Source organism: Billgrantia sulfidoxydans (genome assembly GCF_017868775.1).
Lineage (GTDB): Bacteria > Pseudomonadota > Gammaproteobacteria > Pseudomonadales > Halomonadaceae > Halomonas > Halomonas sulfidoxydans.
In genome coordinates, this window is record NZ_CP053381.1 from 596437 (window position 1) to 608662 (window position 12226).

Annotated in this window: 10 protein-coding genes and 3 tRNA genes; 12 read left to right on the forward strand and 1 reads right to left on the reverse strand. The window is 67.3% G+C overall.

What is annotated here, in order from left to right:
- Nucleotides 1–87: 87 nt before the first annotated feature.
- The 9 genes from HNO51_RS02805 (at nucleotide 88) to HNO51_RS02845 (ending at nucleotide 7320) form a co-directional block, all read left to right on the forward strand.
- Nucleotides 88–600 carry a CinA family protein gene (locus HNO51_RS02805; RefSeq protein WP_197449538.1) on the forward strand — a complete coding sequence of 171 codons (513 nt, stop codon included), beginning with the start codon at nucleotides 88–90 and terminating at the stop codon, nucleotides 598–600.
- Nucleotides 601–721: 121 nt separating this feature from the next.
- Complete coding sequence (recA, locus tag HNO51_RS02810) at nucleotides 722–1786, forward strand: recombinase RecA (protein ID WP_197449539.1); 1065 nt, start codon at nucleotides 722–724, stop codon at nucleotides 1784–1786.
- Nucleotides 1787–1789: 3 nt separating this feature from the next.
- Complete coding sequence (locus tag HNO51_RS02815) at nucleotides 1790–2269, forward strand: regulatory protein RecX (protein ID WP_197449540.1); 480 nt, start codon at nucleotides 1790–1792, stop codon at nucleotides 2267–2269.
- A 174-nt stretch (nucleotides 2270–2443) separates the two neighbouring features.
- Nucleotides 2444–5053, forward strand: a complete 2610-nt coding sequence (alaS, locus tag HNO51_RS02820; RefSeq protein ID WP_209538410.1) for an alanine--tRNA ligase — start codon at nucleotides 2444–2446, stop codon at nucleotides 5051–5053.
- Between the two features lie 100 nt (nucleotides 5054–5153).
- The gene (locus HNO51_RS02825) at nucleotides 5154–6404 is read left to right on the forward strand and encodes an aspartate kinase (RefSeq protein WP_111412936.1); all 1251 of its coding nucleotides are present in this window, start codon (nucleotides 5154–5156) and stop codon (nucleotides 6402–6404) included.
- A 231-nt stretch (nucleotides 6405–6635) separates the two neighbouring features.
- Nucleotides 6636–6836: a carbon storage regulator CsrA gene (csrA, locus tag HNO51_RS02830; protein ID WP_197449542.1), complete on the forward strand. Its 201-nt coding sequence runs from the start codon at nucleotides 6636–6638 to the stop codon at nucleotides 6834–6836.
- Between the two features lie 100 nt (nucleotides 6837–6936).
- Nucleotides 6937–7029 (forward strand) — tRNA-Ser (locus HNO51_RS02835).
- 34 nt (nucleotides 7030–7063) lie between these two features.
- A tRNA-Arg gene (locus tag HNO51_RS02840) sits at nucleotides 7064–7140 on the forward strand.
- A gap of 103 nt (nucleotides 7141–7243) precedes the next feature.
- A tRNA-Arg gene (locus tag HNO51_RS02845) sits at nucleotides 7244–7320 on the forward strand.
- 227 nt (nucleotides 7321–7547) lie between these two features.
- Here the strand turns inward: HNO51_RS02845 and HNO51_RS02850 are convergent.
- Nucleotides 7548–8510, reverse strand: coding sequence for a tRNA dihydrouridine synthase (locus HNO51_RS02850; protein WP_197450900.1), 963 nt, complete (start codon nucleotides 8508–8510; stop codon nucleotides 7548–7550).
- Nucleotides 8511–8677: 167 nt separating this feature from the next.
- Here HNO51_RS02850 and HNO51_RS02855 point away from each other — a divergent pair, with 167 nt between their 5' ends.
- The 3 genes from HNO51_RS02855 to HNO51_RS02865 are packed head-to-tail and all read left to right on the forward strand — an operon-like array spanning nucleotide 8678 to nucleotide 12169.
- Nucleotides 8678–8929, forward strand: coding sequence for an OadG family protein (locus HNO51_RS02855; RefSeq protein WP_209538411.1), 252 nt, complete (start codon nucleotides 8678–8680; stop codon nucleotides 8927–8929).
- Between the two features lie 56 nt (nucleotides 8930–8985).
- The gene (gene oadA / locus HNO51_RS02860; protein WP_209538412.1) at nucleotides 8986–10833 is read left to right on the forward strand and encodes a sodium-extruding oxaloacetate decarboxylase subunit alpha; all 1848 of its coding nucleotides are present in this window, start codon (nucleotides 8986–8988) and stop codon (nucleotides 10831–10833) included.
- Between the two features lie 13 nt (nucleotides 10834–10846).
- On the forward strand, nucleotides 10847–12169 hold the full coding sequence (locus HNO51_RS02865) for a sodium ion-translocating decarboxylase subunit beta (RefSeq protein ID WP_197449545.1): 1323 nt from the start codon (nucleotides 10847–10849) through the stop codon (nucleotides 12167–12169).
- Nucleotides 12170–12226: the final 57 nt, after the last annotated feature.

The window sequence follows — 12226 nt, forward strand, 5'->3', positions numbered from 1 at the left end:
TCAAGGGGGGATGCGCTATGGTAGCAGGCAGCCGCAGAATGCGTGGCCGGCGCCTGTCGGCCGGTCCTTACCAAAAGGAGCGATACCATGCCCCACAGTGCCTCCAGCCTGGCCAACCTCGACCTCGCCACCCTCGCCGAACGGCTCGGGCGACGCTGTCGCGAGCATGGCGTCAGCGTCACCGCCGCCGAGTCGTGCACCGGCGGCGGGGTGGCCAGTGCGATTACCTCGGTGGCCGGCAGTTCGGATTATTTCGATACCGGCTACGTGACCTACTCCAACGCCGCCAAGGCGCGCCTGCTCGGTGTACCCGAGGCAACGATCGCCCAGCACGGCGCGGTCAGCCGCGAAGTGGTGGAGGCCATGGTGGCGGGCGCCTGCCGCGACAGCGGGGCCAAGCTCGGCGTGGCGATCAGCGGCGTGGCCGGACCCGACGGCGGCACGCCGGAAAAGCCGGTGGGCACCGTGTGGCTGGCCTGGGGCAGCGAGGCACGCCAGCGGGCCGAGCGCTTCCACTTTCCCGGCGACCGCCGCGCGGTGCGCGAGCGCGCGGTACGCGAGGCCATCGTCGGGTTGATTCGTTACCTCGAAGCCGACTAGTCGCGCGGCGTTTTTTTCGTCATACTACTGTCCAACCATACAGTGTCCGGGCGAGCTCCCCACGGTGGCCCGCCTACCAACTGCACCTGCAAGCGTCTGCGAGTTCTGCGAGGAGAGCCTCATGGCACAGGATGAAAACCGTTCCAAGGCATTGAATGCCGCCCTTTCCCAGATCGAGCGCCAGTTCGGCAAGGGCACCGTGATGCGCCTGGGCGACGCGCCGCGGGTAGTGATGCCATCGGTGTCCACCGGCTCGCTGGGGCTCGACATCGCGCTCGGCATCGGCGGCCTGCCCTACGGTCGCGTGGTGGAGATCTTCGGCCCGGAATCCTCTGGCAAGACCACCCTGACCCTGTCGGTGATCGCCCAGGCCCAGCGCCAGGGCAAGACCTGCGCCTTCATCGACGCCGAGCACGCGCTCGACCCGAGCTACGCCGAGAAGCTCGGCGTCAACCTCGACGACCTGCTGGTGTCGCAGCCCGACACCGGCGAGCAGGCGCTGGAGATCTGCGACATGCTGGTGCGCTCCGGCGGGGTCGACGTGATCATCATCGACTCGGTGGCGGCGCTGACACCGCGCGCCGAGATCGAGGGCGAGATGGGCGATTCCCACGTCGGCCTGCAGGCGCGCCTGATGTCCCAGGCGCTGCGCAAGATCACCGGTCACATCAAGAACGCCAACTGCATGGTGGTGTTCATCAACCAGATCCGCATGAAGATCGGCGTCATGTTCGGCAGCCCCGAGACCACCACCGGCGGCAACGCGCTCAAGTTCTACGCCAGCGTGCGCCTCGACATCCGCCGCACCGGCTCGGTGAAGCAGGGCGACGAGGTGGTCGGCAACGAGACCCGGGTCAAGGTGGTCAAGAACAAGGTGGCGCCGCCGTTCCGCCAGGCCGAGTTCCAGATCCTCTACGGCAAGGGCATCTATCACGCCGGCGAGGTGGTCGACCTGGGCGTGCAGTGCAACCTGATCGACAAGGCCGGGGCCTGGTACAGCTACCAGGGCAACAAGATCGGCCAGGGCAAGGCCAACGCCGCCCAGTTCCTCGAGGACAACCCGGCGGTGATGGAGGAGATCGAGAGCCAGATCCGCGGCCAGCTGCTGGCCACGGTCGCGCCCAAGGAGGAGGAGGCCGAGGAGCCGGTGGCGGCCGACGCCGAGCGCGAGGACGACCTGCTCTAAGCCATGCCTGCCCGGTCCGAAGCGCCCGCGGCGTCCCCGCGGGATGACGCCATCCGCCTGCTGGCCCGGCGCGAGTACTCTCGCGCCGAACTGACCCAGCGGCTGGCGTCCCGGGCCCACCCCACGGAGGCGATCGACGCCTGTCTCGACGCGCTGGCCGAGGCCGGCCTGCAGTCCGACGCCCGTTTCGCCGAGAGCTTCCTGCGCTCGCGGGTGATGCGCGGCCAGGGTCCGCTGAAGGTGCGTGCCGAGCTGGAGCGGCGCGGCGTCGAGCGCGGCCTGATCGCGGCCGCGCTGGCCGAGGCCGAGCGGGAGGGCGAGGTCGACTGGTTCGAGCTTGCCCGCGAGGTACTCGAGCGCCGCTTCTCCGGCCCTGGCGATACCCCTCGCGAACGCGCCCGGCGCGAACGCTTCCTGGCGGCCCGCGGCTTCGATTTCGAGCAGATCCGTCATGCCCTGGCGCGACTCGGCGCCGTCGACTGAGCACGGTCATGTGCACCTCCCCTTCAGTCGCTTGACAACTGCGTTATAATGCCTCCCTTTGCGAACGCCCTAGGTGGCGCTCCTGACACGTCAAGGCGTGCGATTCGGCCAGGTTGACACGGTGCTGGACGCGCCTGCCCGTCGGGTGACCACGCTCATCGCCACGGATACCCCATGAAAAGCGCAGACATCAGACAGGCCTTTCTGAGTTACTTCGAGGAGCACGGCCACACCATCGTGCCGTCGAGCTCCCTGGTGCCGGGCAACGACCCGACGCTGCTGTTCACCAACGCCGGCATGGTGCCGTTCAAGGACGTCTTCCTCGGCCGCGACCCGCGCCCCTACGTGCGCGCCACCTCGGCGCAGCGCTGCGTGCGCGCCGGCGGCAAGCACAACGACCTCGACAACGTCGGCTACACCGCGCGCCACCACACCTTCTTCGAGATGCTGGGCAACTTCAGCTTCGGCGACTACTTCAAGCGCGACGCCATCCGCTTCGCCTGGGAGTTCCTCACCCAGCGCCTGGGGCTGCCGGCCGAGAAGCTGTGGGTCACCGTGCACGTGAGCGACGACGAGGCGGAGCGCATCTGGAAGGAGGAGATCGGCGTCGACCCGGCGCGCTTCTCCAAGCTCGACGAGGACAACTTCTGGCAGATGGGCGATACCGGCCCCTGCGGGCCCAGCTCGGAGATCTTCTTCGATCACGGCCCCGAGGTGTGGGGCGGCCCGCCCGGCAGCCCCGAGGAGGACGGCGACCGCTACATCGAGATCTGGAACCTGGTGTTCATGCAGTTCGATCGCGACGCCGCCGGCAACCTGAACCCGCTGCCCAAGCCCTCCATCGACACCGGCATGGGGCTGGAGCGCGTGGCGGCGGTGCTGCAGGGCGTGCACTCCAACTACGAGATCGACCTGTTCCAGAACCTGCTCGAGGCAGCGGCCCGTCACACCGGCCATGCGGATACCACCACGCCCTCGCTGCGGGTCATCGCCGATCACATCCGCTCCTGCGCCTTCCTCATTGCCGACGGCGTGCTGCCCTCCAACGAGGGGCGCGGCTACGTGCTGCGCCGGATCATTCGTCGCGCCATTCGCCACGGCAACAAGCTGGGCGCCAAGGGCAGCTTCTTTCACAAGCTGGTCGGCGCTCTCGATGTCGAGATGGGCGAGGCCTACCCCGAGCTGCGCGAGGCGCGCCACCAGATCGAGCGCATCCTGCTCAAGGAGGAGGAGCAGTTCGCGCGCACCCTGGAGCACGGCATGAGCCTGCTCGAGGAGGCCCTGGCCAACCTCGAGGGCGACGTGCTGCCGGGTGAGACGGTGTTCAAGCTCTACGACACCTACGGCTTCCCCTACGACCTCACCGCCGACGTCTGTCGCGAGCGCGGCGTGAGCCTCGACGAAGCCGGCTTCGAGCGCGAACTCGAGGCCCAGCGCGAACGCGCCCGTGCCGCCAGCCAGTTCGGCGCCGACTACGGCGCGGCGCTGGAGCTCGAGGGCGAGACCGCCTTCACCGGCTACGACCGGCTCGAGGATCGCGCCACGGTGACCGCCATCGTCGATGGCGAGGGCAATGCCCTGGCGGCGCTCGAACCCGAGCAGCGCGGCGTGGTGGTGCTCGACCGCACACCGTTCTACGGCGAGTCCGGCGGCCAGGTGGGCGATATCGGCTACCTGCACCTCGAAGGCGGCCGCTTCCTGGTCACCGATACCCAGAAGCAGGGCGGCCACCATCTGCACCACGGGGTGATGCTGGAGGGCACGCTGTCGGTGGGTGGCGAGGTGCGTCCCCAGGTCGATGCCGGGCTGCGGGCGGCCACCGTGCGCAATCACTCCGCCACCCACCTGATGCACAAGGCGCTGCGTCTGGTGCTGGGCGATCACGTGCAGCAGAAGGGCTCGCTGGTCACGCCCGAGCGGCTGCGCTTCGACTTCAGCCACTTCGAGGCGATGACGCCGAAGCAGCTTGCCGAGGTGGAGCGCCTGGTCAACGAGCAGATTCTGGCCAACGCGCCGACCCGCATCGAGCAGATGACCCTCGACCAGGCCAAGGCCAAGGGCGCGGCGGCGCTGTTCGAGGCCAAGTACGCCGACAGCGTGCGGGTGCTGACCATCGGCGCCGACGACTTCTCCGTCGAGCTGTGCGGCGGCACCCACGTCGCGCGCAGCGGCGACATCGGCTGCTTCCACATCGTCGCCGAACAGGGCATCGCCGCCGGGGTGCGTCGCATCGAGGCGATCACCGGCGAAGGAGCGTTGGCCTACTTCCGCGAGCAGGAGGCGCGCCTGGCACGCATCGGCGAGCGCCTCAAGGCCAAGCCGGAGCAGGTCGAGGAGCGCGTCGAGTCGCTGGTCGAGCGCAACCGCAACCTGGAGAAGGAGCTCGAGCGGCTCAAGGCCAAGCTGGCCAGCGCCGCCGGCAGCGACATGCTCAGCCAGGCGCGCGAGATCGGCGGCGTCAAGGTGCTGGCGACCCGGCTCGAGGGCGTCTCGGCCAAGGAGCTGCGCGGCGTACTCGACCAGCTCAAGAACAAGCTGGGCTCGGGCATCGTAGTGCTCGGCGTGGCGGACAGCGACGCCGGCAAGGTGAGCCTGATCGCCGGCGTCACCGACGACCTGACGTCCCGCGTGAAGGCCGGCGAGCTGGTCAACCACGTCGCCTCGCAGGTCGGCGGCAAGGGCGGTGGGCGCGCCGACATGGCCCAGGCCGGCGGCAGCGATGTCGGCGCTCTGCCGGCGGCGCTGGAGAGCGTTCCCGGCTGGGTCGAGCAGCGCCTGCAATGACGCGAGACAGGGCCGGCGACCGTGATGTCCCGGCCCTTTGACTTTGACGACTTTCACTCATCCGGGCGCGTCGCGCTCGATAAGCGAGGGAAAACCGTAGATGGCACTATACGTACAGAAATTCGGCGGCACCTCGGTAGGCTCCGTGGAGCGCATCAAGGCCGTGGCCGAGAAGGTCAAGGGCTTCCGTGACGATGGCCATCAGGTCGTGGTCGTGGTTTCCGCCATGAGCGGCGAGACCAACCGCCTGATCGGCATGGCCAACGAGATCAACGACGAGCCCACGCCGCGCGAGATGGACATGCTGGTCTCCACCGGCGAGCAGGTCACCATCTCGCTGCTGGCGCTGGCCCTGCACAAGCTCGGCGTACCGGCGACCTCCTACACCGGTTCCCAGGTCGGCATCCTTACCGACAGTGCCCACACCAAGGCGCGCATCCAGCGTATCGAGACCGACGAGATGCGCGAAGATCTCGACGAAGGCAAGGTGGTCGTGGTGGCCGGCTTCCAGGGGGTCGACGAGGAGGGCAACATCACCACGCTGGGCCGCGGCGGCTCCGATACCACCGGGGTGGCGCTGGCCGCCGCGCTGGGCGCCGACGAGTGCCAGATCTACACCGACGTGGATGGTGTCTACACCACCGATCCGCGCGTCTGCTCCAAGGCGCAGCGCCTCGACACCATCACCGTCGAGGAGATGCTCGAGCTGGCGAGCCTCGGCTCCAAGGTGCTGCAGATTCGCTCCGTCGAGTTCGCCGGCAAGTACAATGTCCCGCTGCGCGTGCTGTCCAGCTTCCAGGACGGCCCCGGCACCCTGATCGTTGCAGAATCCGACCAAGACGAGGACTCCATGGAAGAACCGCTGATTTCCGGCATCGCCTTCACTGCCAACGAGGCCAAGCTGACCCTGCTCAACACCCCTGACGTGCCGGGCGTGGCCTCGCGCATCCTCGGGCCGATCGCCGACGCCAACATCGAAGTCGACATGATCGTGCAGAACGTGGCGCCGGCCGGCGACTACACCGACTTCACCTTCACCGTGGCCAAGGGCGACTACAAGAAGACCCTGAAGATCCTCGAGGAGCAGGTGATTCCCGACCTGGGCGGCGGCGAGGTCAACGGCGACGACAACATCGCCAAGGTCTCGCTGGTCGGTGTCGGCATGCGCTCGCATGCGGGTGTGGCCTCCAAGATGTTCCGCGTCCTGGCGGACGAGAACATCAATATCCGCATGGTCTCCACTTCCGAAATCAAGATTTCGGTGGTGATCGACGAGAAGCAGATGGAACTCGCCGTGCGTGCCCTGCATACCGCTTTCGGTCTGGACAAGGCCGATATCGAGAGCGAATAGGCAAGCAACAAGAAAATTAACAAGGTACGGACGGCTTGCATACGGTGCCTGTTCTACGCTGGGGGAAGTCTGCTGCGATGAGCGGCGCGGCTTCCCTTCAACGCTGTCATGGTGTCATGGTGGGGTTGGTGGTGGTGCACAGTGGTTCATATGTTACATAATGCAAGCAGCAACTAAGCGTCGGGGATCGACGCGCATCCCGTTGCTAGTCGTCTGAGAAGGAGATCAGTCATGCTCATCCTGACCCGCCGAGTCGGAGAAACGCTGATGATCGGTGATGACATCACCGTGACCGTCCTTGGCGTCAAGGGCAACCAGGTCCGTATTGGCGTCAATGCGCCGAAGGATGTCGCCGTACATCGTGAAGAGATCTACCAGCGCATTCAGCGCGAGAAGTCCGACAATGAGGGGGGTAGCGGCTCCGCCTCGTAACGTCGTGCCGGCTTCCTCCCGTTTGGCGTAGCCAAACAAATAGCTGAATACGCTGGACAAAGGGGAGCCAAAACGATAGGATATGCGCCGTGTCGTTGAGGGAGAGGTGGCCGAGTGGCTGAAGGCGCTCCCCTGCTAAGGGAGTATGGGGTTTATAGCCCCATCGAGGGTTCGAATCCCTCCCTCTCCGCCATGCGACACGTTGTCGTTGTTCGAAGCGTGATGATGCGCCCGTAGCTCAGCTGGATAGAGTACCTGACTACGAATCAGGTGGTCGGAGGTTCGAATCCTCCCGGGCGCGCCAAGAGTGGCGAAGTGAGCACAAGCACTCGAGTCGGGGTGCGCAGGTTTCTCGTCGTGCGGTTCGAAGAAGGCATCGTTTTGCAGGATCGTGGATCTTGCCGTCAGCGCCCGTAGCTCAGCTGGATAGAGTACCTGACTACGAATCAGGTGGTCGGAGGTTCGAATCCTCCCGGGCGCGCCAGATTGTGACCCGTCCTCGTTCGAGGGCGGGTCTTCTGCTTTGGCCCCCCGGCCACGCCGCGGGGTGCGTCGATCGACTAGCCGAGCCGGCATGGGATGATGCCGGTCGCGCGATCGTTTGGGTGCCCTCGCGATGCGGTGGGCACCTTTTTTTATTCTCCTTTTATTCTCCGCAGCTGTCCTCACCTCCGCCTGACCAGGCTTCGCCGTTGTGGCCGAGCCGGGTGCTCAGGCGAGGGCGAGGTCGTTGCACTCCGGCTCCGGCTCTTTGCAGCCGAGCCCTGCCAGCAACGTCTCGAGATCATTGATGCGCTTTAGCGCCTGGAAGCGACGCGCGGCCTCGGCATCGCGCTGGCGCATGTGGTTCAGCCATTGCTTGATCAGGGAAGTGACAACTCGCTCGGGGAGTGTGGTACGCTGCAATGCAGCAAAATCTGCCAGAACCTTGGCGCGAGCCTGCCACGGCGTGGCGGCGAGCTGCTCGCCGGTTGCCAGCCAGTGGCGAATGCGCGGAGCCAGCCAGGGGTCGGCCAGCGCGCCGCGGCCCAGCATCACGTCGCGACAGCCCGAGAGGGTGCGGGCCTTCCAGTAGTCCTCGAGGCTCCAGATGTCGCCATTGGCCACGACCGGAATGCGCAGGTGGCGGCGGATGCGGCCGACCCACTCCCAGTGGGCCGGAGGGCGGTAGCCCTCGTCGCGGGTGCGGGCGTGGACGACGAGCTGCGCAGCACCGCCGTCCTCAGCGGCCCTGGCGCAGTCGAGCGCCAGGCGCCGATGCGAGAAGCCCAGGCGGATCTTGGCCGTGACCGGTATCTCGCTGCCCACGGCGGCATGGACGGCCGCCACGGCGGCGCGCACGCGGCGCGGGTCGCGCAGCAGCGAGGCGCCGCCATCGTGGCGATTGACCAGCTTTGCCGGGCAGCCGAAGTTGAGATCGACGGCGATGGCGCCTAGCCGCAACGCCTGTTCGGCATTGGTTGCCAGGGCTCCGGGGTCGCTGCCCAGCAGCTGCAGCGCCACCGGCACGCCGGAGGGCGTCGTCACGCCCGCGTCGAGCTCGGGGCAGTGGCGGCGAAACACCCTCGGCGGCAGGCGCGCATCGACGACGCGAACGAACTCCGTCACCGTCCAGTCGAAGCCGGGCCGCCGGGTCAGCAGGTCGCGGGTATGGGCATCGATCACGCCCTCCATGGGGGCGAGACCGATGCGTCCTTGTAGTAAAACAACAACTTTGTCTTCCACCATGGCGCGCTTGCAATATATCCAGAGTGTGGCAGTTTATAGGGCCGCCATTTACCGCTTGGCGACATGTTTGCGGCCATTTGCAGGCAAGTCGTGAAGGATGAGGGAGATAGTGCATGCAGGACAAGCAGTTGTTGCTCGACGGTCTGGCCCTGATGGGGGTCGGCATGGGGTTCGTTTTTGTTTTTCTTACGGTCCTCGTAATCATCACGACCCTGATGTCGAGAATCGTCTGCCGCCTGGCGCCAGCTCCCGTGCCCCCGGCCCCCGTGCCGACCTCCACGGCTGCCGACAAGACCGATGACGCCCAGCTCCTCGCCGTCATCAGCGCCGCCGTACACCGCTACCGCCGTCGCCACCGCCGCTGACCGGCGCCGCCAAGCCTCATACTACTACACAACACGCTACCTACGGGGTCATTCTGATGAGTGAGACCAAGCGCCCGCTGGGCATCACCGACGTCGTCCTGCGCGACGCCCACCAGTCGCTGTTCGCCACCCGCCTGCGGCTCGACGACATGCTGCCGATCGCCGAGAAGCTCGACCGGGTCGGCTTCTGGTCGCTCGAGTCCTGGGGTGGGGCCACCTTCGACGCCTGTATCCGCTACCTCGGCGAGGATCCGTGGGAGCGGATACGGGCGTTGAAGGAGGCCATGCCCAACACCCCGCAGCAGATGCTGCTGCGGGGCCAGAACCTGCTCGGCTACCGTCACTACGCCGACGACGTGGTCGACCGCTTCGTCGAGCGCGCCAAGACCAACGGCGTCGACGTGTTCCGCGTGTTCGACGCCATGAACGACCCGCGCAACCTGGAGCGGGCGATCCAGGCCGTGCGCAAGGTGGGCGGCCATGCCCAGGGTACCATCTCCTACACCGTGAGCCCGGTGCACACGCTGGACAGCTGGGTGGAGCTCGCCGAGACCATTGCCGCCATGGGCGCCGACTCGCTGGCGATCAAGGACATGGCTGGCCTGCTCACGCCCTACGATGCCTTCGAGCTGGTCAGCCGCCTCAAGAAGGCGCTGGACATCCCCATCCACATGCAGTGCCACGCCACCACCGGGCTCTCCACCGCCACCTACCTCAAGGCGATCGAGGCCGGGATCGACAATGTCGACACGGCCATCTCCTCGATGTCGATGACCTACGGCCACAGCCCGACCGAGTCGGTGGTGGCCATCCTCAAGGGGACCGAGCGCGACACCCATCTCGACCTCGAGCTGCTCGAGGACATCGCCGGCTACTTCCGCGAGGTGCGCAAGAAGTACGCCGCCTTCGAGGGCTCGCTGAAGGGCATCGATTCGCGCATCCTGGTCGCCCAGGTACCGGGCGGCATGCTCACCAACATGGAGAGCCAGCTCAAGGAGCAGGGCGCCGGCGACAAGCTCGATGACGTGCTGGCCGAGATCCCGCGCGTGCGCGAGGACCTGGGCTTCATCCCGCTGGTCACGCCCACTTCGCAGATCGTCGGCACCCAGGCGGTGATGAACGTGATGATGGGCGAGCGCTACAAGTCGATCTCCAAGGAGGTCCAGGCGCTGCTCAAGGGCGAGTACGGCGCCGCCCCGGCGCCGTTCGACAAGGCGCTGCAGAGCCGCGTGCTCGAGGGTGGCGAGCCGATCACCTGCCGCCCCGCCGACCTGCTCGAGCCCGAGATGGAGCGTCTGGCCGCCGAACTCAAGGAGAAGGCCGCGGCCGACGGCATCCGCCTCGCCGAGGGCGAGCGTGAGATCGACGACGTGCTGACCTACGCGCTGTTCCCGCAGATCGGACTGAAGTTCCTCAAGAACCGCGACAACCCCGAGGCCTTCGAGCCCGCTCCCCTGGCCCCCGGCCAGGAGACACCCGGCGCCAAGCTGCCGGCCGCCGCCCCGCAGGGCGGGCCCGCGGCCAAGGTGCCGGCGGCCCAGGCCGACGCGCCCGCCGGCCCCGAGACCTACACCGTCACGGTCAACGGCAAGCAGTACGTGGTCGAGGTCGCCGAGGGCGGCGAGATCGGCGCCGTGACCGAGCAGCCGGGCCCGCCGGCTGCCCGGCCCGCCGAGAGCGCCCCGGCCTCCTCCGGGGCGACGATCGCCGCCCCGCTGGCCGGCAATATCTTCAAGGTCAACGTGCGCCCCGGCGACACGGTCAAGGAGGGCGACGTGGTGATCATCCTCGAGGCCATGAAGATGGAGACCGAAGTGCGCGCCGCCACTGGCGGCACCGTGTCCGAGGTCAAGGTGGGCGAGGGCGACAGCGTCGCCGTCGGCGACACGCTGATCGTGCTCTAAGGGTCGTTATCACATGGACAAGCTACTGACCCTGTGGGAGGGCTCCGGCCTCTACAACCTGTCGTGGGGCCAGGCGGTCATGATCGCGGTGGGCCTGCTGCTGCTCTACCTGGCGATCTACAAGAAGTTCGAGCCGCTGCTGCTGGTGCCGATCGGTTTCGGCGGCATCCTCGCCAACATCCCCGAGGCCGGATTGGCGCTGTCGGCGGCCGAGCAGGCCGCGCACCTGGCGCGTCCCGGCGTGCTCGAGGAAATGGCGGCGGTACTCGGCGTGGACCTGGCGCCGGGCGCCTCGCTGGAAGCCTGGCGCCACGCCCTCGGCGAAGCGCTGCATGGCGACCTCACGCCGCAGGCCTACCGTGCGGCCAGCGACGTGGCGCAGGACGCCGGCTACGGTAACGGCATGCTCTACCAGTTCTACAGCGTGGCGATCGCCTCGGGCATCGCGCCGCTGGTGATCTTCATGGGCGTCGGGGCGATGACCGACTTCGGCCCGCTGCTGGCCAATCCGCGCACGCTGTTCCTGGGCGCGGCGGCACAGTTCGGCATCTTCGCCACCCTGCTCGGCGCGGTGGGTCTCTCGGCGCTCGGCTGGATGGACTTCTCGCTCAACCAGGCCGCCGCCATCGGCATCATCGGCGGCGCCGACGGCCCCACCTCGATCTACGTGTCGAGCGTGCTGGCCCCCGAGCTGCTGGGCGCCATCGCCGTGGCCGCCTACGCCTACATGGCACTGGTACCGCTGATCCAGCCGCCGATCATGCGCCTGCTGACCACGCAGAAGGAGCGCGAGATCACCATGACCCAGCTGCGCCCGGTGTCCAAGCTCGAGAAGATCGTCTTCCCGGTCTCGCTGCTGCTGCTGGTGGCGCTGTTCCTGCCCGACGCCGCGCCGCTGCTGGGGATGTTCTGCTTCGGCAACCTGATGCGCGAGTGCGGCGTGGTCGAGCGCCTCTCCGATACCGCGCAGAATGCGCTGATCAACATCGTCACCATCTTCCTGGGGCTTTCGGTGGGCTCCAAGCTGATGGCCGAGAGCTTCCTGGCGGTGGAGACGCTGGGTATCCTGGGGCTGGGGATCGTGGCCTTCGGCATCGGCACCGCGGCCGGCGTGCTGATGGCCAAGCTGATGAACCTCGTCAGCCACATGCCGATCAACCCGTTGATCGGCTCGGCCGGCGTGTCGGCGGTACCGATGGCGGCGCGGGTCTCCAACAAGATCGGCCTCGAGGCCAACCCGCACAACTTCCTGCTGATGCATGCCATGGGGCCCAACGTGGCCGGCGTGATCGGCTCGGCGGTGGCCGCGGGTGTGATGATCAAGTACCTGGGCTGAGCGAGACCGGCCAAAGCCTGCCAACGGCGCCCTGCGGGGCGCCGTTGGCGTTTTGGG